Genomic DNA, 26,109 nt, shown 5'->3' on the forward strand with positions numbered 1-26,109 from the left:
GGGATTCCCGATTGTCTTCAGATTTCGGGTTACAATCCGGCAAACCATTCGTAACCTTGGTCTTCCCAATAGCCCCGCGATCGTCCGAGTTGATTGACTAAGGTAATTCGCGTTACCCATTTACTCTGCTTGTATCCCAGTTTAATCGGGGAAGCTACCCGCAAAGGTGCCCCGTTTTGAATCGGCAGGGGTTCGCCGTTTTTCTGGTACGCCATCAGTGTTTGAGGATGCAGGCACGATCGTAAGTCCCAGCTTTCGGAATAGCGATCGGCGGACTGAAAGTAAACATATCTAACATCCGGTTTCGGTTGCGCCAGTTGGATCAAGTCTCGCAGCCGCACTCCGCCCCACTGCACGATCGCTGCCCATCCTTCCACACAGACATGACGAATGACCATCGAGGTCAGCGGTAATTTGTAAATGTCGTTCAGGCTCAGGGATAATGGCTGATTCACTTCGCCATCAATAATTAATCGGAAGGTTGCTGGATCAAGGACAGGGGTAAAGCCAAACGTATTGACAATAAGCTGATTTGGCTCGATTTGACTGACTGCAAATTCAGGAACAGGTTTTTCAGGCTGAAATAATAGTTCCTCGAATTTTTGATTGAGCGGTTCTGTGGCTGCACCCACCATGTCGGCAAAAATCGGAACGCCACAGCCGCCAAGAATCAATCCTGAGCTTGAAACTCCAGCAATTTTGAGAAATTCACGCCGCGAAAAATTCTGCATTACGACTACCAAAACATTGAATCAATCAAGCGAGAGCCACCAACTTTGAGCGCGAGAACGGAATGAACGATCGCAAATCCAATCACGGTCGGAACGCTAGAAAAATGCACAATTCTTAACGCCTGCCAATCTCCAAACATCTCGACAATCCAGGGAAATTGAGCAGGTTTATACATTCCAATGCCGCTCAGAATCGCAAGCAGCAGGATGGGAACGATCGCCGTGTAAGCAACCCGATGCCATGCGTAATATTTTCGCTTTGGGTTTTTTCCGGTTTGCAGGGCTTTGATATCGTTTGTGCCCACGAATCGATGCTTCCACCGTCGCGTTACGACGACATAAATTCCATACCAGAGCAGGTTCAGCGAAAACAATCCCATTCCAGCGAAGTGCCAATCTCGCCCGCCTGCAAGCCAGCCGCCTAACGTAAAGAGTGGCGGAATTGGAATTCCTGCTCTACCGCCAAATACCGGATTGGCATTGTAGATTTGCAATCCGCTCGTCAGCATGACAAACAGGCTGACAACATTAATCCAATGAAATGTTTTTGCCAGAATTGCCTGTTTCGGTAAAACTTTGAGTTCCATTAGCGCTTCACAAAACATCACATACTGCTAATGTGACACAAAAAGAACCCGTAGCGTATGAATGACAAAACTACGGGTTTGAACTTTTCAATTACAGAAGTAGACGGATCGGCTCACCTTGCGATCGCTCAGTAGTGTTTCCAAGCAAAATATCAACCAGGCTTACTTCGATCGATTCCCGTTGCTGTGTCCGGTTGTCACCAAAACTCGCTCCGCTAACTTATCGGGGACTTCTTGTAGATGATCGAATTCATATTGGAAGAAGCCGACTCCCATAGTTTGCGATCGTAGTTCCACAATTAAATCGTGCATCTCAGCTTGCGGCAGTAGAACAATCACATCATCCCAACCGACCCAGCCATCTTTGGCATCGTAGCCCAGCACTTGACCCCGCCGACCACTCGACAATCGCAGCACCTTCGAGGTGAAGTCTGAAGGAACTGAAATTGTCGCTTTAACAATGGGTTCTAACAACACAGGCTCACATTTCGCCATACCTTCTTGCATTGCAATTCGAGCCGCTTGTCTAAACGCTTGCTCTGAACTATCAACGCTGTGGTAGGAGCCATTAGTTAAAGTCACGGCAACATCAACCACCGGGAATCCAAGCGGGCCATGTGAGAGATATTCTCGCACTCCCGTTTCAACACCAGGAATGTATTGCCTGGGAACCACACCGCCAACGATCTTCTCACCGAACTGGAAGCCCTCACCACGCGTGACAGGTTGAATATCGAGATACACATCTCCAAACTGTCCATGTCCACCGGTCTGGTGTTTGTAGCGCCCGTGTGAGTTAATCGATTTACGGACAGTTTCTTTGTAAGGAACTTGCGGTAGATGCGTGGTCATGGGCAGGTTGTATTTGCGGCGTAAGCGATCGAGCGCCACTTGCAGATGAATTTCGCCTTGTCCCCACAAGATGATTTCATGCGTATCGCCATGCTGCTCCCAACAGATACCACAGTCCTCTTCAAGCAGTTTCGCTAATGTTCCAGTAAGCTTCACTTCATCATTGCGCTTCTCTGCCTGGATTGCCATTGCATAGACAGGTTTGATTTGCTCTGGCTTCGGCAGTGAGAGGGCTTGTCCAGTAGTGAGTGTATCTCCAGTTTTAATCCCTTCCATCCGAGCCAGCGCAACAATCTCCCCTGCTTGAGCCGCATTGACACTTTGTTGTTGCTGACCCATCAAGCGATACATTCCACCAATGCGAACTCCGTTTAAGGTCATGCCATCCGTGATTGTTCCCTGCCACACTCGAACCAGCGAAAGCTTACCGCCCTGTTGAGTATTGTAGGTTTTCAGCACTTGAGCAATTTCGGTGTTGCCAGCTTTGATGCCACGATGCTCTGAGATCGTTTCTGGTTCCGGAGTTTCACGCAGCAAGGCATCGAGTAAAGGTCGTACTCCAAAGTCTCGATCGGCACAGCCAAAGAACACAGGCACAATCAAATCTGCGCCCAGTTCCATCTTCAAGTCTTGCAAAATTTCGTCTTGGGGTGGCTCGATTTCTTCGAGGAGTTCTTCTAAGAGATGATCATCCCAATTTGCCAAGGTTTCGAGCATTTCCATCCGCGCTAGTTGCTCTTGGTCTTTGAGGTCTGCGGGGAAAGCCACCGGATCAGCAGGCGCACCCGGATGATAGTGATAAGCCTGTTCTGTGACTAAATCGATAAAGCCAGTCAGCGTTTCTCCGCGTCCGATCGGGTATTGATGCGGCACCAATGGACGACTTGAAACCGCTTTCAGCGCGTGTAGAACTTCCATAAAGTCCACATCGGCGCGATCCATCTTGTTGAAGAAAACTAAGTGCGGAATTTCCCAATCATCCAAGAATTTGAACAATGGCGACAAGGTGAGAACGCGATCGACTAAAGGTTCTGACACCACAACAACCGCATCCACACCGATTAGTGCATTCAGTGCTTCTTGAGCAAATTCAACCGAACCGGGACAATCGAGGAACGTAAACCGCACTCCTTCATAAGTGGTATAAGCCGTGTTCAATTCAACCGTCATTTGGCGATCGCGGGCTTCTTGGCTGCTATCTCCGACTGTGTTTTTGTCTTGCACTGTGCCTTTGCGAGTAACCGCATTTGTGACCCAAAGCAAACTTTCTAGTAAAGTCGTTTTGCCGCTGAGGTAAGGGCCTACGATCGCCACGCTTCGGATGCCAATCGAATTACTTTGCATACCATCCTCCTAGAAGTAAATGAATGCGCGATCGTATCCAGTGCGATCGCATGAATAGAAATAGCAATCTTTACTTCAATTCAAAGTGCAGAAACATAGGCTCGATTCTTCACCGTGAAGAGTGTGAAAATCAAGACTGTTCAGCACCTAAATTGAAGCGATTGATAAAATATCTGCTCTTGTTGAAAGAAAAAGATTGTTCAACCTGAGAACTGATAATGTTGGATTATCAAACTGTTTTGATTCGCTACATCAAAACCTCAGATTGTCTTAATAAAACTGTCCTAACAAAAAGGGGCGCGATTGAACGCACCCCCTTTTGTTATCTTATAAGCGATTCAACATTGTCGCTTGTGTGTTTACCACTGCCGTTTTGTTGGGTTTGGTGTCCGTTTTGATGGGTGTGTCCGTTGCCATTTCGGGGCTGAATTACACCGTATCCACCGTGATTGCGCTCGTAGGCGACGTTGATCTCACCCGTTTCGACATTGCGGAACATATAGAAATCATGTCCCACCAGTTCAAGCTGCTCGATCGCTTGATCCACGGTCATCGGCGCCATAGAGAAATACTTGGTGCGAACAACTTGCGCTGGAAGTTCTGGCTCTCGATCAAGATTCAGATCTTCAATCATCGGCTGATCGTCCACGGTTGCAACAGATTTGTCGTGGCGATGGTTCGATCGTTTCTCCTTGTATTTTCTTAAACGACGTGCAATTTTATCTGCAACTAAATCAATACTCGCGTATAAATTTTCGCTCCCTTCCTCTGCTCGGACAACAGTTCCATTTGCGTAAATCGTAACCTCAGCAATCTGCTTAACCAGACGGGGGTTGCGGCTAACAGAGAGATGAACATCGACCTCAGTTGTGAGGGTTTGATAGTGGCTCACCGCTTTCTCAATTTTTTGATGAACGTACTCTCGAATTGCATCTGTAATCTCGATGTTCTTTCCCTGGATCACAAGCTTCATATAAGCTATTTCCTCCCGTGAAGTGGTGGGTGATTAACTTCACACTAGCACTTTGTATTGGAGCAAACCATCTGGTTAAAAATGTTTTGCATCTGTTGACAATTCTTGATTTGAAATGTTCGGTAATTTCATCTTGATTCCGCTTGATTTTTTTGTAAAAGTAATCCAGAGTGAAATGTTTGAGGATTAATACGTAGATGCGATCGTGTCTTCTCTACACTCAAGGTTTAATGCCTTACAAACTGGCTTGGGAGTGGCAGCGATCGCTAGCTGATGCCCGGAAACAAAACCCCGACCTTAATGATGTTTTAATATTATTGGAACACCCTCCAGTTTACACATTGGGTCAAGGTTCAGATTTAGGATTTCTCAAGTTCGATCCAAATCAATCTGAGTATGAGCTACATCGCATCGAACGCGGCGGAGAAGTGACTTATCACTGTCCTGGTCAGGTTGTAGGCTATCCGATTCTGAACTTGAATTACTATCAAAAAGATTTGCATTGGTATCTCAGGCAGTTAGAGGAAGTGATTATTCGTGTGTTAGCAGTCTATGGGTTAATGGGAACGCGAATTCCGGGACTGACCGGAGTATGGGTAAAAGATCGAAAGTTAGCCGCGATCGGCATCAAAGTCAGCCGTTGGATCACAATGCACGGCTTTGCTTTGAATGTTAATCCTGGCTTAAGTGGATTCGATCGCATTGTGCCGTGTGGCATTGCAGATAAGGCTGTGGGAAGTTTGGAGCAGTTTGTACCAGGAATTACGATCGAGGAAGTGAAGCGAGAAATTGCGATCGCATTCGCAGATGTGTTTGAGGTATCACTCACTCAATGCTACGAATAATCGTCGCTGCGGCAGGTATAAGATCTTTATCGAAGTGTTTCTGGATGATAGCTACTTAACTTAAGAGAGTTGCCAAAGTATAGTTCTAGTGCATGTCCTACCAATGATCATTTTCTCTGACATAGCTTATCTGATTAACAAGCAAACCTTAGACCAGCCTTAACCTTAGTGTGGAATTGTTTAGTGTGGAATTGTTTAGTGTGGAATTGTGGGTGTTGAAGCTTTAGTAATTTCTCTTAGAGCTTAGATAAACATCTGAGATTAAGAAATGAAAGGCTCACATCACTATTAAGCCGCTGCTTACTCATATCTCGATCGAGCTTTTCCCATTCTTTTCATGTTCCAACGCTTACTAGCCGTTGGAAAGTTTTATGCGGAAATTTTTCAGGCTTTCGTACAGACCCGTTCCTCAGCAGTTCAATATACAATCTCCCCTTGAGACACTATGACAACTGGTAATCACGTTATTTTCATTCACCCAGATGGTGCAAGTCCTTCTCACTTCGCAGCTACCCGCTTCATCGATAAAGGTCCTGATGGACGATTAAACTGGGACAATCTCGATCGTGCAGGTGTCTACTTAGGACACATGGAAGACCAGTTAGGAGGAACTTCTAATGCCGGTGCCGTAACCCACGCAACAGGTGCAAAAACCTACGCAGAATCGTTTGGTCTTGATGCCGATGGTTCTCCCGTTGAGTCATTATCTGGCAACACAGGTAGAACAATCGTTCAAGAAGCGATCGCTGCGAATAAAGTAACCGCTTTAGTTCAGTCAGGAGCAGCTTATGAACCCGGTACGGCTGCATTCGTGGCTCAAGTTGGCGAGATCACTGTCAATGGTCAGCGAATTCCCCCTCGTCAACGATTAGCAGACATTACTAAAGAAGTGATTCTATCTGGTGCAGACTTTATTTTAGGTGGCGGTGAACTAAACATGATCCCCGTGGGGCAAAGTGGCTTCCACGGCACGGCTGCTGAGTATGATGCTCTAAGTACCAACGCGCTGCAACGTCCTTCTGAAAACTTAATTGAGCTAGCAAAGAGCCTAGGTTACACCGTGGTGTATACCGAGGAACAGCTTAACGAATTGCTCGATTCCACCAAGTACCCGACACCCCCAACCAAAGTGTTAGGAGTCTTTGCTCCAGTCCACACCTTTAACGATCGACCTGAAGAAGTTCTAGCCCAACGTGGGCAACCGCTCTACGTTGAAACTGCTCCAACGGTCGGTGAAATGTTGGATGTCACCCAGAAGTTGATGGAACAGCACCCCAACTTCAACAATGGCTCCATTGCGATCGTCGAAGAAGAAGGCTCCGACAACTTCGGCAACAACAACAACGCGGCTGGAACAATCGAAGGCGTTCGCCGCGCAGATGCAGCGATCGGGATTGCATTAAACTTTGTGAATAAGTATTCCAATACCCTGCTGTTAACCGCCGCAGATAGTGATGCAGGCGGATTGCAAACCACCGATCGCGATGATCCCGCTGCACCTGTTGGAACTGTCAATGCCAATCTCACCACTTCAACCCGTCCTGTTCCCCTTGACGGTCAAACCGGAGCAAACACTACGCCCTTCGTTGCAGCTCCTGATGCAAGTGGCGATGCTTTTCCCTTTGCTGTAGGCTGGGTCGGAACGCCTGACTTTAGCGGCTCGATCGTCAGCAAAGCTCACGGACTGAATGCAGAAAAGCTACCTGCCACTGTGGATAACACAGGCATGTACGAGTTGATGTACGAGACGCTGTTCAATACTGAATTGCCCACTCGCGTTACGCCTCCTACCCCGGCTCCGGCTGCAACGAAAGACACAGGGAACGTCATCTTTATTCACCCAGATGGCACTAGCCCCTCGCACTACATGGCGGTACGTAATATCGACAAAGGGCCAGACGGTCGATTGAACTGGGATATGATGTCCAACGCTGGTGTTTACCTGGGACACATGGAAAACCAGCTGACTGGAACGTCCAACGCGGGTGCTGTGACTCACGCCAATGGTGTTAAGGTGTTTGATGAATCCTTTGGTCTGGAGGAAGATAACACCGAGATTGTCCCACTGTCTGGTAAAGCTGGCAAAACAATTCTCGAAGAAGCGATCGACGCTGGAAAAGCAACTGCTTTGATTCAATCCGGACATTTGGCAGAACCAGGCTCTGCTGCCTTTGCGGCTGAAACCACAAATCGTTTAGGTGACGATATCCGATCGCGAGACAAGTTTTCTGAAATCATTGAACAAGTGATTCGCTCTGGTACGGATGTGATTTTGGGGGGTGGTGAGCTTTACATGCTCCCCAAAGGAACGACCGGCTTTCACGTCACGGCTGAATTAGATGCCAGTGAAAGCCGCCCAGAGCGTCGCCCAAGTACTAACTTGATCGAACTAGCACAGTCTTTAGGCTACACGGTAGTCTACACCGAGGAGCAGATGAATGCTGCGGTGAATGGCTCAACCCCACCAGAAAAGCTCTTAGGCGTGTTTTCTGCGATTCATACGTTTGACGATCGTACCGAAGAAGCCTTGGGCTTAAATACAGCAAATCCGAAGCCGCTCTATGTCGAAACCGCTCCGACAGTTGCGGAAATGCTCGATGCCTCTCTCAAAATTATTCAGCGAGACCCGGATGGTTTCTTTGCAGTAGTTGAAGAGGAAGGAAGCGATAACTTCGCGAACAACAACAATGCCGTTGGAACGGTTGAAGCAGTCCGACGGGCGGATGCGGCGATCGGGGTTGCGATGAATTACGTGAATACACAAGACCCCAACACGTTAGTTATTACTGCTGCTGATAGTGATGCTGGAGGGTTGCAGGTTTCCCAGTTTAAACCTTACACTCGTCCGACCGGAAGCGCGATTACCACGCCAGAATTGCTCGATAGCGAAACTGAAGTTCCTTTCATTAATGTCAATCCCACCACGACAAACACGACTCGGAATTTCCTCGATGGTGTGAATGGCAGCACAGCGAGCGCTGACGCTCCTTGGAAACCTTTTGCATCAATGGATAGTTTGGATGGCCCGATGGGGAATTTTGGAGTCGGCTGGGTTGGGACACCCGACTTTCCGGGTAGCATCGTTTCCAAAGCTTATGGTATGAATGCCGACCTACTGCCCAGTACTTTAGACAACACTGAAATTTACCGTCTCATGTACCAAACGATGTTTGGGGTACGGTTTTCGGAGGTGCTTAAGGCTGAGGGTGGACAAAAGACGGCTGAAGTAACGACAGGCGAGGGTTATCTAGCTGTTGTGAATTTTGGTGGTGTCGGTGTTGATCCTTCAGAAAGCACGATCGCTGAAGCAGACACAATTCAATTTAGGGGTGCGGATTTGACGGCTCGCAATCTGTTGCTGACTGAGCAAGGTGATGATCTTGTGATCAGCTTTGAGGGTGTTGCCAATACAGGTGTGATTCTACGAAATTTTCACTCGGAGAATCTAAATAATCTGAGTCAAGCAACAGGAGCATCTATTGACCTTGGAAAATTGATCTTTGACGGGCAGAGCAGTGTTGAAGATAGCTTTGATGTGTTCAGAGCCGATGCAGATCTCGCTCAAATCCTGAACCGCAATTCTGTGACCTTCTTCAATGATTTAGATAATACGGTGAGCGGGTTTGACGGCTCGAATGATGTAATGAATGCTCAAGGGGGTGACGATCGCAGCTTCGGACTTAGCGGTGATGATCTTCTGCGCGGCGGTGCTGGCTTCGACTATCTCGATGGCGGCCTCGGCAGTGACATCCTGGTAGGCGGTACAGAAGCTGATGTGTTTGCGCTAGCAACAGGGAATGGTTCTGACACAATCCAAGACTTCAACATCTCCGAAGGCGATAAGATTGCTCTGTCAGGGGGATTGACCTTTGGACGGTTAAGCCTTCTCCAAGGGACAGGTGCGAATGCTAACAATACGCTCATTCAAGCGGGAACTAGCAATGAGTTGTTAGCAACGTTAGTGGGAGTTCAAGCAAGCAGTCTGACACAATCTAGCTTTATGTTGATTGCTTAGCGTGAAGGAGAGCAGATTGAAAACAGCCTGCTCTCTTTCTGAACTGATACCAGATTGATTTGTGGATGCGACAGATTCTCGCCCCCTAAATCCCCCATTCTGGGGGACTTTGAGTATGATCTGTCGCATTCTATGTTTAATTCGGTATGACTCGGGCAGGAGTATGCAACATCTTTTAACGTCAGCTCGACGGATTTCCTCGCTGCGTTTAGGCTCGATCCTGCCCCCTAAATCCCCCATCTTGGGGGACTTTGACGGTCGGGAGAACTCATGAGATTGGGGAATTTTGCTTCTCCAAGTCCCCCACCCGTGGGGGATTTAGGGGGCAACGCGCAGATCTAAACGTAGTCAAGAATTTGCGTCGAACTCACGTTCTTTTAGCTCCTGCCGTATTTTTTATTACAACGAATACCATAGTTAATACTGATTCAATAATTGATTCTTAACTACATCAATCAGTGTTAGTTAAGTGTTGATTTTCATGCAAATTTTAGATGCCTTTCCTTGCACATTTTCTATTAATTGCAGCAATCTATTTTTTAACCTAACTCTTCTCTCTTACATAAATCATTCTTAATCTTGATATGTAATACTGCGGTGAACACGATTTTTATTCACCTGTGTTACTTAGGTATAGAAATTTATGACGATCGTTACATTAAAGGGATTCGCATCATTACCCGCCGATACATTTGCAGAAGGTCCTGATTCAGGTAAAGACATCTCAGGGAATGGGCGAACAGGCCCGTTCCCTGGGCAGCCTGTGCAAGGACTTAGTGCGGTTCAGTTTGCGAGTCCGAACTCTTTTTGGTTCATGTCCGATAATGGCTTTGGACGTAAAGAAAATAGTTCCGATTTTCAACTGCGAGTTTATGAACTTCAGCCCAATTTCCGGGAGCGCGAAACCGGAGACGGCAGTGTTCAAATTCTCAACTATTTACAACTGAATGATTCTGATCAAAAGATTCCATTCTCGATCGTCAATCAAACGCAAAGCGATCGCCAATTAACTGGAGCAGATTTCGACATCGAATCTTTTGCGATTGGGGCAGATAAAACCCTGTGGTTCGGAGACGAATTTGGCCCGTTCTTGCTAAACACGGATGCAACCGGGAAAGTGTTAGACGCGCCGATCCCGACTCCGAACTTCTTTAATCTCAAGACGCTCAACGGCGAAGTTCCAATTGTAATCGGACATCGGGGTGCTTCTGGAGAACGTCCCGAACATACGATCGCAGCTTATCAGCTAGCAATCCAGCGCGGAGCCGACTTTATTGAACCGGATCTGGTAACGACAAAGGACGGCGTTCTGATTGCTCGTCATGAGCCAATGTTAGCGGTGGTCAAAGATGACGGCACAGTTGATCTAAGCAACACGACAACCGATGTTTATCAGCGCCCAGAATTTGCCGATCGTAAAACAACGAAAATTCTCGATGGCACACCTGTAACGGGCTGGTTTGCGGAAGACTTTACGTTAGCTGAAATCAAGCAAATTCGAGCGATCCAGCAATTGCCATTTCGTTCAACTATCTATAACAGCGTATTCGAGATTCCAACGCTCGATGAAATCATCGAGCTAGTGAAGCAAGTTGAACAAGACACCGGGCGCAAAATTGGTATCTATCCAGAAACAAAGCACCCAACGTTTTTTGAAACCCAAGGCTACAACACGAGTGAACAACTCATTGATGCGCTGGTCGAGAACAATTTTACTGATCCCGATCGTATCTTTATCCAATCCTTTGAAGTTGGAAATCTCAAAGATCTCAAGTTCAATTTGATGCCGGATGCAGGTGTAGACATTCCGCTGGTTCAGTTGTTTGATGCAAGTGATGTGCGAAACGATGGCACATTGATTGAGATTCAACCTTACGATTTTGTAGTCAGTGGCGATTCTCGCACCTATGGTGATTTACGAACTCCAGAAGGTCTAAAAGAAATTGCTACCTATGCGAGCGGAATTGGTCCCTGGAAAAGAATGATTGTGTCGGTGCAGGCCGTCGATCGTGACGGCAACGGGCAACCCGACGATCTCAACAACGATGGAACTATCAATGACGCAGATAAAGTAACGCTGCCGCCTAGCTCGTTGGTTGATGATGCTCACGCAGCAGGCTTGCTTGTGCACCCTTACACATTCCGCAACGAAAGCCGCTACCTTGCCTCGGACTATAAAGGCAATCCAGAACTAGAACTGCGCCAGTTTATCGAATTGGGTGTGGATGGCTTCTTTGATGATTTTCCAGGCACAGGCGACTTAGTACGCGATCAAATCACGGCTCCGTTTGTGCGATCGCCCCAAAACCCTGATGTTTTGAAGCGACCAGAATTCGATACGCTAACTGGCAATGCACCGATCGTAATTGGACACCGAGGTGCTTCGGGCGAACGTCCTGAACATACATTGGAATCCTACAAAGTTGCGATCGCAGGTGGAGCCGATTTCATCGAACCGGATTTAGTCGTTACAAAAGATGGCGTTCTGATTGCTCGTCATGAACCGATGCTCGCTGTTCTCAATGCAGATGGTTCACTCAATACAACAGACACCAGTACTGATATCTATCAACGTCCAGAGTTCGCCGATCGTAAAACAACGAAAATTCTCGATGGTCGCTCTGTCACAGGTTGGTTTGCGGAAGATTTCACCTTAGAAGAAATCAAGACGCTAAGCGCGATCGAGCGATTGCCTGCATTGCGTGGAACTCAGTTCAATAATGATGGGCTAAAAGTTCCAACCTTGCAAGAAGTGATTGACTTAGTCAAGCAAACCGAGAAAGAAACTGGACGTAAGATTGGCATCTATCCAGAAACAAAGCATCCAACCTTTTTCGCAAACCAAGGCTATAACACGAGTCAACTCTTGATCGATACACTCGTTGCAAGTGGCTTTACTGACCCATCCCGGGTCTATGTTCAATCGTTTGAAGTGAGCAATCTAAAAGACCTCAATCACAGCATCATGCCTAATGCAGGCGTTGATCTGCCGCTCGTTCAACTGATTGGTGGATCAGGCAGCCCCTTCGATTTTGTTGCAAATGGTAACGCTCGCACTTATGCAGACTTGGTCAAACCGGAAGGACTTGCAGAGATTGCGACTTATGCAACAGGCATCGGTCCCGACAAGCGATTGATTATTCCAGCAAGCACGGTCGATCGTAACAATGATAGTAGACCTGATGATTTGAATGGAGACGGACAAATCAGTGATGTCGATCGTGTTCTAGGTACACCGACGACGCTGATTCAAGATGCTCACAGTGCAGGTTTGCTCGTACACTTGTACACGCTGCGAAATGATCCGTTTTTCCTAGCTTCGGACTATCAGAACAATCCTAGAGCTGAGTTTAAGCAGTTCATTGATTTAGGCGTAGATGGCTTCTTTACTGATTTTCCGGGAACAGGTCGATCGGTCTTGATCGATGATTACTTTGCCGGAACAGGCTATTCGCGTCCAAACTTAAGTCCGAGTGCATCCCAATCTTACGTTACCGATGCGAATCAGCCTTACTACGGCAATTTAGTTGTTGCAAATTTAGGGCAATCGAGGGGATTTGAAGGAATGGCAATTAGCCCGGATCAATCCAAGCTGTATCCGTTGCTAGAAGGGTCTGTGGTTGGCGATCCGAGTAATGCTTTAAGAATCTATGAGTTTGATGTTGCATCAAAGCAATATACCGGGCTAGTAGGTTACTATCCTTTGTCGAGTCCGAACCATGCGATCGGCGATTTTACCGTTGTGAATGACAACGAATATCTGGTGATTGAGCGTGACCCTAACCAGGGTGATGCGGCTCAATTCAAGAAGATTTTTAAGGTTGACTTCTCTCAAAAAGATGCCAATGGCTTTGTTGCAAAACAGGAAATTGTCGATCTACTAAAGATTGAAGATCCAGATGACCTTAATGGTGATGGCAGTACAACGTTTAGATTTCCGTTTGAAACGATCGAAGATGTTTTAGTCATCGATCCATTCACAATCTTGGTTGCAAACGACAATAACTATCCCTTCTCGGTAGGTCGTCCACCTAATATTGATAACAACGAAATTATTCGGTTGCAACTTGAACAACCTCTCAATCTTGATCCGCGTGTGGGTTTAGCGGCTGTCAGTACTCCGGCTCAAAGTCGGTTGCTGCAATCTGAGGATATCTCACTGCCTGCGGGGCTGGGAACTGGACGATCGCCACTCACACCAGAACTGGGGTGTTATTCGGATCGATCGTTCAGTCAATTCGCGCTCAGTGATCCCCTCACAACCATGAAGTGAGTGCGGCTCAGGGATTCATAAGCACGATCGGGGACAGGCGTGAAGTGTTGTCAGAATTTGTCAGACTTTACCAACGCAAACTCTCGCCGTTCGTGCTGACTGAGATCTTCCAATTTGGACCTAGCAAAACAGAACCATGAGCAGAATTGATGCTGCAAGTGACCAATGGCAAGCCCTTTTTCAACTTGACATGAGTTCGACGAGCCTGTTGCTGCGTTTGCGTCCCGCCCCGGATTTTTAATCACTTGGTGGAATAGCAACGCAGCGGAGAACTTTGTCGAGCTCATGTTTTTTTGAGGGCTGTAACAGAATTTGAATGCTAATTTTTCTTTGATCGATTTACTTCAGCTCTGTTTAATAGAATCGTTCTTTCGCTCGAATCCTAGGCGACCCATTTTTACCGCTCCCCTTGATCGGATTTGCATTCGCTATGATCAAGGTGATTGTTTTATGGAGTCGAAAATGGCTCACTTAGCAGACCGTCGATCGCAGAATGTGGCAGGCGATTTTTATGTTGATCGTTCTTGCATTGATTGTGATACTTGCCGCTGGATGTCTCCAGAAATCTTTGCTCGCGAAGACAGCCAATCGATCGTATTTCATCAACCCGCGAATGAAACTGAGCGGCTCCAAGCACTGCAAGCCTTGTTAGCCTGTCCAACAGGTTCGATCGGAACCGTTGAAAAACCAACCGATATTAAACTTGCTCAAGCGAGCTTTCCAGTTTTAGTTGCTGAAAATGTTTACCATTGCGGCTATCACGCTGAGAATTCTTATGGTGCTGCAAGCTATTTGATTCAGCGTCCCGAAGGTAATATCTTAATAGACTCGCCAAGGTTCACGCCTCCATTGGTAAAACGATTAGAGACAATGGGTGGAGTGCGTTATCTTTACTTAACGCATCGTGATGATGTTGCGGATCATCAGAAGTTTCACGATCATTTTGAATGCGATCGAATTTTGCATTCCGACGAGATCACCCGCAGTACGCAGAGCGTTGAAATTAAACTCACAGGAACGGAGCCATTTCAGCTTGATTCTGAGTTGTTGATTATCCCAGTTCCTGGGCATACCAAAGGACACACGGTTTTACTGTATAAGAATAAGTTTCTGTTTACAGGCGATCATCTGGCATGGTCAGCAAGACAAAATCATCTGGTCGGATTTCGTGAAGCGTGTTGGTATTCTTGGGATGAATTAAAGCGATCAATGCAGAAACTGAGTCACTATGATTTTGAATGGGTGCTGCCGGGGCATGGACGGCGCTATCATGCTGACCTTGAAACGATGTACCAAGCAATGCAAAGATGTCTCGATTGGATGGGATTAAACCAAGCGACCGGAGATTGGGATGATTGAACAAGAACGGATTGACGCGATCGTTCATACGCTCGAACAGGACTTACCAACCTTGTTTAAGAAGGGTATTACCTAACGCGATGTGCGACTAATCTTAGGCTACGTCGAGTTGCAATACATAGAGGCTTCATGATCACAGGCATCCTCGAAATTTTAGAAAGCCGCATCGATGAAACTGATTGATCTCCCTAGTGCGATTCGGAGCCTTCAAAGTCCCTCTTTCCAAAGTACCTCTTTCTGGGCATCTGAAACAAAGTATCAGGTGCTGTTAGATAGACATCCATAAGGATTGAACTGTAGATGCGTCCGATTTATCTTGATAACCATTCAACCACACGGGTAGACGATCGCGTTTTAGCCGCAATGCTGCCCTTTTTCACAGAGCATTATGGCAATCCCGCAAGTGTAACTCATGCTTATGGTTGGGAAGCAGAAGCTGCTGTTAAACAAGCCCGCCAAATCATTGCAGAAACAATTCACGCCACACCCGAAGAGATTATTTTTACCAGTGGTGCAACTGAAGCTAATAACTTAGCGATCAAAGGGGTTGCCGAAGCTTACTTCAATCAAGGACGGCACATTATTACGGTTCAAACCGAACATAACGCCGTTTTAGACCCCTGTCGCTATCTAGAATCGCTAGGATTTGAAGTAACTTATTTGGGAGTTGATCGCTTCGGCATGATCAATCTGACTGAACTTGAAAAAGCCATGCGTGAAGATACAATTCTCGTCTCAGTCATGGCAGCAAACAATGAGATTGGTGTGTTGCAGCCGATCGGCAAAATCGGTGAACTTTGCCACAGTCGCAACATTCTTTTTCACACTGATGCAGCCCAAGCGATCGGTAAGATTCCGCTCACGGTCGATCACATTGATTTAATGTCAATCACAGGACATAAGCTTTATGCGCCAAAAGGGATTGGTGCATTGTATGTGCGGCGAAAAAATCCGAGAGTTCAACTCTCAGCACAGTTACACGGAGGCGGACACGAGCGAGGAATGCGATCGGGAACACTTTACACCCCTTTGATTGTTGGACTCGGTAAAGCAGTTGAAATTGCTGATCCAACTTCTGAAGCGGCGCAGATCAAGCAATTACGCGATCGTTTATGGCAGCAATTAAACAGGGATGGCATTCATCTCAACGGGCATCCACAAGAGCGTCTACCGGGAAATTTGAACATCAGCATTGAAGGCGTAGACGGACAAGCTTTACTGCTGGGATTACAATCGACGATCGCGGTTTCATCCGGTTCCGCTTGCACCTCTGCCAAGATAGAACCTTCTCATGTGTTAAGCGCGATCGGAGTTCCTGATGAGTTAGCCTATGCTTCGATTCGCTTTGGAATTGGACGATTTAACACTGAAGAGGAGATCGATCAAGCGGCTTTGTGTGTTAGAGAAACCGTACGATCGCTCAGGCAAGCTTAAGTAAGCCTTGGGACACAAGAACTTCTATCGCGAGAACGATATGCCGAGTTCGCTGCTTCCAGTAAAACGTAAGAGGCTAATTTTTACGGAGACTGTATTCTATGAAACCCAATTATTTTGTAAAGCGTTTAATCACTGGATTATTTGCTGTTCTAATGATGACCTCGCTTTGGTTCTCGACTCCGAGTGCAAACGCATCTCCCGTGCTTTTAACAACCGCTAAAGGTGCAGCACAAGCAACTGAAGATAACTCCAAGGGCTTAGTGGACAACGTTAGAGACAAAGTGAAAGACGCGGCGAAGAGCAATGCGAGCAAGGTCAATAGCTCGACCGACGGAGATAACACTGCTGCACGTAAAGCACGAGAAGATGCATCAACCATCCAGAAGCGAGCAGATGAAGATGCGTCTCGGACAAAAGACGCGATCGACAACAACATGGGCGCTGTGAAAAGAGCAGTTGACGGCATCAAAGATGCGTTCGGTCAATAGTCCCTAACTCTTAGAAAGCAATCAAGTCCACTGGAATTCCCGGTGGACTTTTTTAGTCGGAACATACATCAAACACACATCAACATCAATAGTAATGACAGTGAGCACAACTATTGGGTGGATCAAGCGTGGGTGGATCAAGCGGCTAGATTTACGCCTCAAGATCAAACCGATCTAATTCAGTTTATGCTGTCGATCGAGGATGATGCGGCTGTCAAACTATAAAACTAAGCAGGGAACGTTCCACCGTTTAAATCGCGAAAACTATCTGAAGCAACAAGCAGCGTGATTTCAGTCCATTGTGATGTAAATCACTTTTGAAGTAAAAAAAAGTCACAAGCCAGTCCTCAGCCTGTCACCGACTTCACGGGGTAGAGCGTCAATACTAAGGTTACGATAATTTCCCATGCTTCCCAATGAACAATCTTCCATTGCCCTCAGATACGCTTTCTGAATTATTTGCTGAAGTCAGCAGCACTGGAAAAATTGCCCTGCGTGATTGTCAGCATCTTAGAGATGCTCTGCTCAACGACCAGACCAGCGACGAAGAAAAACAAGCAATCGATCGTTTACTCTACGCCGTCCGCTTGGGTCGAATTCAGCTGATTGAAGAATCTAATGTCTGAAGACGGCTGATCATCCTGCCGCTGACAATAAAACGCTCTCCACCATCGCAGCAACGATCGCTCCTAGTCTGATTTGAAGTCCACAGAGCGATTAGCGCCATAAGCTCATCTACCTAATGCCGTAACTCGATAGCCAGATGTGGAAGTTCCGTAAATACTCGTATGCTCTTCACTGACCCTTTTATTACGGAGGTTTACGTGCGGATTGCTCAAATTGCTCCTTTATGGGAAACGGTGCCTCCTCCAGCCTATGGAGGTGCAGAACTCGTGGTGAGTCTATTAACCGAAGAGCTAGTTCGTCGAGGACATGATGTAACCTTGTTTGCGACTGGGGATTCTACAACTCAGGCAAAACTCGATGCGATTCATCCTAGCGCACTACGCCTTGATCCATCGGTTCAAGAATTTAATGTTTATGAAGCGATCGAGCTAAATCGCGTTTATCAAAATGCTCACAACTTTGACATTATTCATTCACATATCGGTTTTGCCGCTTTAGCCTGCGCTCAGTTGGTCAAAACGCCCACCATACACACCCTACATGGCACATTCAGCTTAGATAATCAGAAAGCCTTTAGTTTTGCGAAATCACAACCTTACGTTAGTATCTCTAAATCACAACGAGAACCCCGATTAGGATTAAATTACGTTGCCACCGTCTATAACGGGATTGATCCTTCCACCCATCGATTTTATTCCCAGCCAGACACGCCTCCGTATCTGGCTTTTTTAGGGCGACTTTCACCGGAAAAAGGCCCGCACCACGCGATCGAGATTGCTAAGCGCACTGGATACCCGCTGAAAATGGCAGGTAAGATCGATCGAGTTGATGTGGACTATTTTGAGCAGGAAATCAAGCCGCACATTGACGGGGAGCAGATTCAATATCTGGGTGAGGCAAATCATGCTCAGAAGAATCAACTGATGGGAAATGCGATCGCAACGCTATTTCCGATTACCTGGCGGGAGCCGTTTGGACTCGTCATGGTTGAATCAATGGCAGCGGGAACTCCGGTGATTGCGCTGGAACTCGGAGCAACTTCCGAGGTGATTGCACATGAAGAAACTGGATTTTTGTGTCAAAACGTGGATGAATGTGTTGCAGCAGTGTATCGAGTTCATGAGATCGATCGATTTAATTGTCGCAAGCACGTTGAAAATAACTTTAGTGTGAAGCAGATGGTGGATGGTTATGAAGCGGTTTATCGTCAGATTTTAGCTGAGAAGTATAGCCAAAACGGGCATAGCAGAAATTCTTCGCTGATATCACTAGAACGTTAAAACACTGTTTGAGATATCACTAAAATTGAGCATTTAGCGATGGGCAATCCATTAAGATTGCCCACCTTTTTGAGTGTTCTTTTCAGTAGAGAGAATGTTGTAATGATGACAAATACGATTTTTTAATTATCATTAATTTGATGGGAAAGACGCACTAATGTCCCTAAATTTAATCGAATTTAAGAACAAGGAGATTGATTATGTTGAGACAAATCGGGGTTGGAGTCTTGGCGACTGCAATCGCAATCGGTGGAGCAACGACTCCCGTATTTTCTCAATCTACCCAACCTACAGTCGCTCCTGCACCCGAAGCACAGTTTTCACCGAAAGCACAAGTGACCCTCAGCGGCGATCGCGTGGATGTTACATTGATTAATCAAACCAATGCCGCAGTTCTCTATCAAGCGATTGGTGATACGCAGGTAAGAACGCTACCTGGACGCGGAACCGTGACGCTGCGAGGACTGCGGGTTCCAACCACTTTGACTTTCGATCGTCAAGATGCGGGCTTGCTGAATGTCACTCCGAAACAATCCGCCACCTTGCCTGGCACGATCGAAGTAACACTGAATGCAACAACCAACTTAGCAACCGACAGCATCACAATGCGAGTCGAAAACAACGGCTCAGTTTTCCTTTATTAAGAATCAACGCTAAGAAGAGCCTTGATCCTCTTAGCGTTCTATTTGTTTACTTCACTGCGTTAGAAAGGATCTGTCCTAACTGTTGCAGCTTTGTTGCTGCTTCTCCTTGCTCGGTCGCTGCGGCAGCAGTGGCTTGCTTTCCGAGATCAGACAGAATCGATCCAATTTCACCACCACGCATCCCGCCATCGATCGCGAGCTTAAGTTCTCCCAAAGTTTCTGCGAGTTCGGTTCCTTTTAACTGGGCTTGCCAAGCTTCAATATTGGCAAGTGCAGCCTCTGGATCGATTTGAACTAGGTCAGAGCTGAACAGGGCGATCGTTTGATCAAGATTTGCAGATTGAGTTGAGTTTGCCATAGTCGCATCCTATAAAGTTGAACTCCTTATTGTTTGCGATCGAGCGTGGTAATCCGTCAACCTGTGGGGAGAATTCCATCCAGTCGAAGTACCCGTTTGGGGAATACTGTTTCTTGTGCGGCTTGCTTATGGTGAAGGAGTTCGAGCAGTTGAGTTGGTGTTTATCATCCAGTGCAGAAGTGCAGTCTGCCACTTGGAGGATAAACACCAGTTTCTTTAGGAGTCTGCACAATACGGGCAAGATACTCCCGGTTGATACTGCGGCGAGGCTTGTTCATCCTGTGAGATTGGATGACCACAGGCTTGGCACATTGTATAGGAACCATCGCTAACACTATGAGTCACTGCGACTCGCTGATCGAACACAAAGCATTCACCCTGCCATAAACTTTCTTCGGGGGGTACTTCTTCTAAATATTTGAGGATGCCACCTTCGAGATGATAAACCTGCTCAAAACCTTGAGCAAGCATGTAGGACGAAGCTTTCTCGCAGCGAATTCCGCCTGTGCAGAACATTGCAACTTTTCTATGGTGGGTTGGATCAAGCGCAGTCTGGACATACTCCGGGAACTGCCGAAACGAAGCGGTCTGCGGATCGATCGCGCCCTCAAAGCTACCGATCGCCACTTCAAACTGGTTTCGCACATCAATCACCGTCACCTCCGGATCAGAAATCACTGCATTCCAATCTTGCGGTTTTACATACGTTCCGACTTGCTGAGTTGGGTCAGCTTCTGCACGTCCCAAAGTGACAATTTCTTTTTTGAGCTTGACTTTCATGCGATCGAACATTTGCGATCCTGTTTCAGATTCTTTGATCGTTAAATCTGCAAACCGTAGATCGCGCTTGAGAAACTCTAGAATGGTGTCGATCGCGTCCTTTGAACCAGCGATCGTACCGTTAATTCCTTCTTGTGCCAGTAGAATCGTTCCCCGCAAATTCTGGGCTTGGCAGAGGGCAAGCAGGGGCGATCGTAGCTCTACGTAATCTGGCAGTTGAACAAATTTATAAAAAGTAGCGACCAACATAAGCATCAAGACAGTTCGGATTCCTAGTTTAGCGCTTGCAGATGTTTCCGTGATTCGTGCAATTGCTATTGAAGCAGACTTTACGATATTACTCGGTTTTTACATTATGCTGCTTCACGGTTCCTGGTCACGCTTGATTGGAGTTATTACAGTTCTTGCCCTGGTTGCAGGCTGTTCTTCTACGCCTCAATCTCAACCCAATGCACAGAGCAACACTGCTACTCCTAGCCCTTCTGTTAGCCCTTCTCCACCTGTTTCGGAATCTTCTGCGCCAATCGCAAAGAGCAACACAAACGACGAGACTTCTCAACCCACTCCTGAACCTGATACACCACGCGATACACCTACTCAGGGCACTCGAACGGTTGAAAAGTGCATAGTTTTGATGGCGAGAGTGAATGATCCGGATTCCCCGCTCAATGTACGATCGTCTCCCAAAGCAACCACAACCGAGAACATTGTCGGACAGCTGGAAAATGGGACATATGTAGATGTCAAAGAAGAGCAAAATGGCTGGTTTAGAATCAGTGGTGAAACGCCGGGATGGATTGCTAAAAACAGAACGGACAAGACCTGTGGTGAAAAAACTGAGCGCGTTCAGTTTGGCAGGGGACAAGACTCGATCGAGATTCGCGATCGCTTCGTGGGCGGCGGAACGCATAGTTACCGCTTTAATCTTGCCAAAGGGCAGAAAATGACGCTAACGAGTGGCAGCAATCGTGGTGAGCTTCTTCCCGCAGTCATTTCGCCCAGTGGCAAGTCATTAATTGCAGATCTGGAGCAGCCTAGTTCCTGGACGGGCACACTCCCTGAAACCGGAGATTACACGCTCCAGTTTGACTCAAACTTCAAAGGGTACGAATACACCTTTGAAGTCAAAGTACGCTAAATGCCTAAGCGCTGATAGACCTGATCTAAGTTCTTCAGGTGAACTTGTGGATCAAAGCATTCATCGAGTTCGGCAGGCGATAAGGTTTGAGTCACGCGCTGGTCTTCGCTCAAGAGTTTGCGGAAGTTGCCGTCTTCACGGTTCCAGGCTTGGTGAGCGCAGGATTGGACGATCGCATAAGCATCTTCCCGGCTCAACCCTTTTTGCACCAGTGCTAACATGACGCGCTGACTGAATACAACACCCCCGTAGACGTTCATATTCCGCGCCATGTTCTCCGGATAGACCAGCAGGTTTCTGATCAAATCTGTGGTTTCTACCAGCATGAAGTGCGCCAGAATGCAGGCATCCGGTAGGGCAACTCGTTCAACTGAGCTATGCGAAATATCGCGCTCATGCCAGAGGGCTACGTTTTCGAGTGCGGCGGTTGCGTAACCCCGGAGGAGACGCGCCATTCCGGTCAAGCGCTCCGATCGAATCGGATTCCGCTTGTGGGGCATCGCAGACGAGCCTTTCTGCCCTTTCGAGAAGAATTCTTCAACTTCGAGGACATCGGTTCTTTGGAGGTTGCGAATTTCAACCGCGAACCGCTCGATCGAGGCTCCCAACAATGCCAAGCCATTCATAAAATCAGCGTGACGATCACGGGAAATTACCTGCGTTGAAGCGGCATCGGGTTCTAGTCCCAAATTCTGACAAGTTAATGCTTCAATGCGTGGGTCAATATTGGCGTAAGTTCCAACGGCTCCGGAGATTTGACCAACCGCGATCGATTTTCTCAGGGCACAGAGACGATCGCGATGACGCAGCATTTCTGCTAACCAGCCTGCAAGCTTGAATCCAAAGGTAATCGGTTCTGCGTGAATGCCGTGCGATCGACCAATCATCACCGTATTGCGATGTTGTTGGGCTTGGTATCGGATCGCTTGGATCAGCGCTTCTACGTGCGTCATGATCACCTCTAGACTTGCCACCATTTGCAGTGCCAGCGCAGTATCTAGCACGTCTGAACTGGTCATGCCCAGGTGAATATAGCGTCCCGCATCACCAACATATTCATTGACGTTGGTTAGGAATGCGATCACATCATGACGAACTTTCGCTTCGATTTCGAGAATGCGATCGACATCGAAGTTCGCTTTGGCTTTGATTTCTTCGACGGCTTCTTGGGGAATGTAACCTAGCTCTGCTTGTGCTTCACACACTGCAATTTCAACTTGTAGCCAGGTTTTAAATTTGTAGTGATCCGTCCACAAATCGCCCATCTCAGGCAGGGTGTAACGCTCAATCAAGGTAGGTTCTCGAATTCAACCGTCACATTGTAGCGCCTCTGGTTGACGCTTCAAAAGTGGGATTTAGGCGCGACCTGTACAGGATAAGCCTTCGACGATCGCCGAGGGCGTATAGCAAGAGCCGTTCCAGTCTGCATCGCCACCCAATTCGACTAAATTCTTTAATGCGGTGTAAACATTGCCTGCAACCATTGTGTCTTTGACCCGTCCCACAATCTGACCTTTCTCAACGCGATAACCGAGATCGACATTCACCGAAAATTCACCCGAAATTCCCGCACCGCCACCGAGCATCTGATCCACGATCAAGCCGTTGTCGATCGACGCAATTAATTCCTCTAGCGATTTCTTTCCTGGCTCAACCAGCAAGTTAAATAATCCCGGTGTGGGATAGCTGCCTAAGCCCGATCGAAATCCGTTCCCGGTCGTGCCGCTACCGAGTAATTTTCCAGTCGTGCGATCGGCGTAAAACAGCTTGAGTTCGCCGCGATCGATAAAGGTAATCATCCGAGTCGGTGTGCCTTCATCGTCAAATGGACAGCTAAAGGGGCCTGCATTCGGTTGTTGTGAAAGCGTGATTGCTTCTGAAGTCACAAGCTTACCGAGTCGATCGTTCCAAGGTGATGCGCCTTCGATCACTTGCTTTCCGTTTAACGCCGATTGCACCGTTCCCCACAGCATATCCACCGCTTTCGAGGTGAACAAAATTGGCACTCGTCCGACCGGAGTTGAGACATTTTCTTTTGCCCAGTCTAATCGCTGTAACACTTGTTGAGCGATCGCCACCGGATCAAGTCGATCGCGCTCAGTCTGACCATCAGAGACATTGAGAAAATCATCGCCCCGAACCCATTCCACTTCAAGAAAGCCGCTCAACGTTGTATCCATATAGCCACAGTCGAGTCCGTGGGAATTGATCAAGCGCGTCGTTTCCGCTTCACAATCCCAACCGCTAGAACTCAGCACTTCTGGATAACGATCGCGCACCAGTTCGATCGCGGTTTTGCCCCATTCGACTAACTGCTCCACGCTGACCGATTGCCCCACATCGGGATAAGACAATTGCGAAGCGGGAGACAGTTCGATTTCTTCGGGTTCATTCAGTTGACTGATGGCAAGGGCACGATCGACGAGTGCTTGCGGTTCAACGGCTCCATACGCTACAGCTAACCCTGGGCGACCTTGTTTCCACAAGCGTAAGGCGGTTCCTTCGGCTTCGGTGCTTTCGAGTTGTTTGAGGCGATTGGCTTCAAAAAAGACGGGACGAGACAGCGATTGCGATTGAAATACTTCAGCGCATTCGGCTCCGGAGCGTAAGGCAAGATCAAGCAGTTGTTCGGGTAGGGAAGACGCGATCGACATAGAAATTTGGGGACAAAAATCTGGGAAACAAGGGGCGCTACCGTTGGGCGATCCCAACTCTTGATCACTGTACGCCAAATTGATTTCTTGTTAGCGATCACGTTTGAAATTTAGCGATGAGAGTTATGGAGGATGTTGATTAATCGAGCGTAGAACTTGGCGAAGATTGACCACTCCTTCTCGATTAAGCTGTAGACGCTCAACCGTGGCACGTCCAGTCGGGGTTAGCCCCAGAATTTGATCTGCATTGTCGCTCCAAGTGAAGTGATCTTGCCAATTGTGTTGTCGGGGATGATAAAGCGGAGCAAGTTCACCTGTAATTGGATCGATCGCTTCTGTGTGGTTGTATTTGAAATTGTTGCAACCTTGGCAGGCAACCGCAAGATTGTCTAACTCGCTCGTACCGTCTTTTGAATGAGGAATGATATGTTCGATCGAGAAAGGATCAGGCGAAAATTTTGCTTGGCTCAGGCAATACTCACAGCAATAACGGGCGCGTTGTTGGATCTGTTTTCGTTGCTCTGAAGTGAGGCGTGATTCAGGCATAATCCATAATTTCTGGATTGGGATTGATGCCTAGAGATTGCATTAACTCGGTTAAGGGTTGATTCCTTAGCGCTGCAAGTTGGATCATGGCTCGAATGCGATCAACGTTGAGGCGTTCAAGGCGATCGGTTAATTGAATGAGAATTTCATGTTCTGCGGGAGTGAGGATTTCAGCTTGACGTTTGGCGATCAAAGCGTGGTATTGCTGCCAAGTTTCTGAGGAAAAGCCAATGTTGATTTTTTGAAGCAGTTCGGCTTCGGTCGGTAGCGAGGTCGGGGAACTGAGTAAACGTTCTTGTAGGGTGTTGAGAATGTAGCGATCGGGTTCAAGCCCTTGCTTGGCGGCTTCAATGCGAAGTCTTTGTTCGAGTTCTGGAGACAGGGCGAGGGTGATGTTGGTCATGTCTGTCTTAGAAATAAATCTGTTTATAGTTTAGCGATCGCGCATCGGTTTAGAGAATGCACGATCGCGTTTGAAATTCAGCGTTTGATTGTATGGATCAGAAGGGCGATCGACGTTCTCTTCTTCGACACTGAACTCTGATGACTCATCAATGCAGCTTAAACAGTCGTGAACGAGTCTTAATGACTCAAGCGCGAGTGATCAATTCTCGTGAATCAGATTCAAAGACTCAACGACGAGTGTTTGAGACTCGCGCTTGAGTCTCAAACACTCGTCGTTGAGTCTTTGAATCTCGCGCTTGAGTATTTGAAACTCGCGCTTGAGTGTTTGAGACTCGCGCTTGAGTGGTGAATTGTGAAACGCAGAGTGGGGAGACGATCGCGCCGGAATTTATCGTCGCTTGAGGGTGTGGATGAGAAGAGAGATCGATTTGAGCAAGAGATAGTGCATTGCTTGGGATGGTTAATTAAGCCACCGTTGAACACCAATTGCCTGCATAATCAGTTCGACAGCCAGTCCAAAAACCATCTGCAAGGCAAATAAAAGCAAGATCACCCCCCCTGCAACCTGCAAAGAAATCAACTGAATATCCATTGCTGCCAGAATTGCTTGTCCTACCACAATCGACCCCAATAGAATGCTTGTGGAGTAAATAACAGCCTTGAGCGCGACGTTGCGTTGGCGATAGATGTGTTGATAACGCCGCAAAAAGAACGACCGTTCCAATCGGTTCGATCGTCACCCACAAGTCAAGAAATCGTTTAGTGCTTTACCA

At 47.3% G+C, this 26,109-nt stretch carries 22 protein-coding genes; 11 read left to right on the plus strand and 11 right to left on the minus strand.

Annotated elements, in window-relative coordinates; all coding sequences use genetic code 11:
- Positions 1-29: 29 nt before the first annotated feature.
- The 4 genes from NC981_RS14690 to raiA all read right to left on the minus strand — a co-directional run bounded on the left by NC981_RS14690 (position 30) and on the right by raiA (position 4,487).
- Entirely contained in the window at positions 30-731 is a 702-nt protein-coding gene (locus NC981_RS14690) for a molybdopterin-dependent oxidoreductase (RefSeq protein ID WP_348243638.1), read from the minus strand.
- A gap of 5 nt (positions 732-736) precedes the next feature.
- Positions 737-1,318: a cytochrome b/b6 domain-containing protein gene (locus tag NC981_RS14695; RefSeq protein WP_190377700.1), complete on the minus strand. Its 582-nt coding sequence runs from the start codon at positions 1,316-1,318 to the stop codon at positions 737-739.
- A 162-nt stretch (positions 1,319-1,480) separates the two neighbouring features.
- Entirely contained in the window at positions 1,481-3,514 is a 2,034-nt protein-coding gene (locus NC981_RS14700) for an elongation factor G (protein WP_348243639.1), read from the minus strand.
- 322 nt (positions 3,515-3,836) lie between these two features.
- A complete protein-coding gene (gene raiA, locus NC981_RS14705; protein WP_348243640.1) occupies positions 3,837-4,487 on the minus strand; it encodes a ribosome-associated translation inhibitor RaiA in 651 nt (216 codons plus the stop codon).
- 197 nt (positions 4,488-4,684) lie between these two features.
- Here raiA and lipB point away from each other — a divergent pair, with 197 nt between their 5' ends.
- From lipB to NC981_RS14755, 10 genes are all read left to right on the plus strand, one after another.
- Complete coding sequence (gene lipB / locus NC981_RS14710) at positions 4,685-5,332, plus strand: lipoyl(octanoyl) transferase LipB (protein ID WP_348243641.1); 648 nt, start codon at positions 4,685-4,687, stop codon at positions 5,330-5,332.
- Between the two features lie 445 nt (positions 5,333-5,777).
- Entirely contained in the window at positions 5,778-9,347 is a 3,570-nt protein-coding gene (locus NC981_RS14715; protein ID WP_348243642.1) for an alkaline phosphatase, read from the plus strand.
- A 649-nt stretch (positions 9,348-9,996) separates the two neighbouring features.
- Positions 9,997-13,620, plus strand: coding sequence for a glycerophosphodiester phosphodiesterase family protein (locus NC981_RS14720; protein ID WP_348243945.1), 3,624 nt, complete (start codon positions 9,997-9,999; stop codon positions 13,618-13,620).
- Positions 13,621-14,082: 462 nt separating this feature from the next.
- Positions 14,083-14,979 carry an MBL fold metallo-hydrolase gene (locus tag NC981_RS14725; RefSeq protein ID WP_348243643.1) on the plus strand — a complete coding sequence of 299 codons (897 nt, stop codon included), beginning with the start codon at positions 14,083-14,085 and terminating at the stop codon, positions 14,977-14,979.
- Positions 14,980-15,279: 300 nt separating this feature from the next.
- Positions 15,280-16,413 carry an aminotransferase class V-fold PLP-dependent enzyme gene (locus NC981_RS14730; protein WP_348243644.1) on the plus strand — a complete coding sequence of 378 codons (1,134 nt, stop codon included), beginning with the start codon at positions 15,280-15,282 and terminating at the stop codon, positions 16,411-16,413.
- 101 nt (positions 16,414-16,514) lie between these two features.
- Positions 16,515-16,904: a hypothetical protein gene (locus tag NC981_RS14735; protein WP_190377708.1), complete on the plus strand. Its 390-nt coding sequence runs from the start codon at positions 16,515-16,517 to the stop codon at positions 16,902-16,904.
- Between the two features lie 42 nt (positions 16,905-16,946).
- Positions 16,947-17,129 carry a hypothetical protein gene (locus tag NC981_RS14740; protein ID WP_348243645.1) on the plus strand — a complete coding sequence of 61 codons (183 nt, stop codon included), beginning with the start codon at positions 16,947-16,949 and terminating at the stop codon, positions 17,127-17,129.
- 191 nt (positions 17,130-17,320) lie between these two features.
- A complete protein-coding gene (locus NC981_RS14745) occupies positions 17,321-17,530 on the plus strand; it encodes a hypothetical protein (protein WP_348243646.1) in 210 nt (69 codons plus the stop codon).
- Positions 17,531-17,728: 198 nt separating this feature from the next.
- Complete coding sequence (locus tag NC981_RS14750; protein ID WP_348243946.1) at positions 17,729-18,811, plus strand: glycosyltransferase family 4 protein; 1,083 nt, start codon at positions 17,729-17,731, stop codon at positions 18,809-18,811.
- 200 nt (positions 18,812-19,011) lie between these two features.
- The gene (locus NC981_RS14755) at positions 19,012-19,455 is read left to right on the plus strand and encodes a hypothetical protein (RefSeq protein ID WP_348243647.1); all 444 of its coding nucleotides are present in this window, start codon (positions 19,012-19,014) and stop codon (positions 19,453-19,455) included.
- A gap of 46 nt (positions 19,456-19,501) precedes the next feature.
- Here the strand turns inward: NC981_RS14755 and NC981_RS14760 are convergent, their stop codons facing one another.
- Positions 19,502-19,813, minus strand: coding sequence for a hypothetical protein (locus NC981_RS14760; RefSeq protein ID WP_348243648.1), 312 nt, complete (start codon positions 19,811-19,813; stop codon positions 19,502-19,504).
- Between the two features lie 216 nt (positions 19,814-20,029).
- Positions 20,030-20,848, minus strand: coding sequence for a rhodanese-related sulfurtransferase (locus tag NC981_RS14765; RefSeq protein ID WP_348243649.1), 819 nt, complete (start codon positions 20,846-20,848; stop codon positions 20,030-20,032).
- Between the two features lie 43 nt (positions 20,849-20,891).
- Between NC981_RS14765 and NC981_RS14770 the strand changes: the two genes are divergently transcribed.
- Positions 20,892-21,731, plus strand: coding sequence for an SH3 domain-containing protein (locus NC981_RS14770; RefSeq protein WP_348243650.1), 840 nt, complete (start codon positions 20,892-20,894; stop codon positions 21,729-21,731).
- Here the strand turns inward: NC981_RS14770 and purB are convergent.
- From purB to NC981_RS14795, 5 genes are all read right to left on the minus strand, one after another.
- Entirely contained in the window at positions 21,728-23,023 is a 1,296-nt protein-coding gene (gene purB, locus NC981_RS14775; protein WP_348243651.1) for an adenylosuccinate lyase, read from the minus strand. The two genes, NC981_RS14770 and purB, sit on opposite strands and share 4 nt — an antisense overlap.
- A gap of 63 nt (positions 23,024-23,086) precedes the next feature.
- Positions 23,087-24,385, minus strand: coding sequence for a TldD/PmbA family protein (locus tag NC981_RS14780; protein WP_348243652.1), 1,299 nt, complete (start codon positions 24,383-24,385; stop codon positions 23,087-23,089).
- A gap of 123 nt (positions 24,386-24,508) precedes the next feature.
- Positions 24,509-24,931 carry an HNH endonuclease signature motif containing protein gene (locus NC981_RS14785; protein ID WP_348243653.1) on the minus strand — a complete coding sequence of 141 codons (423 nt, stop codon included), beginning with the start codon at positions 24,929-24,931 and terminating at the stop codon, positions 24,509-24,511.
- Positions 24,924-25,334, minus strand: coding sequence for a hypothetical protein (locus NC981_RS14790; protein WP_348243654.1), 411 nt, complete (start codon positions 25,332-25,334; stop codon positions 24,924-24,926). The genes NC981_RS14785 and NC981_RS14790 overlap by 8 nt, the downstream gene beginning before the upstream one ends.
- A gap of 462 nt (positions 25,335-25,796) precedes the next feature.
- Positions 25,797-26,060: a MarC family protein gene (locus NC981_RS14795; RefSeq protein WP_348243655.1), complete on the minus strand. Its 264-nt coding sequence runs from the start codon at positions 26,058-26,060 to the stop codon at positions 25,797-25,799.
- Positions 26,061-26,109 lie beyond the last annotated feature (49 nt).

Source organism: Leptolyngbya sp. DQ-M1 (assembly GCF_039962505.1).
Lineage (GTDB): Bacteria > Cyanobacteriota > Cyanobacteriia > Leptolyngbyales > Leptolyngbyaceae > Leptolyngbya.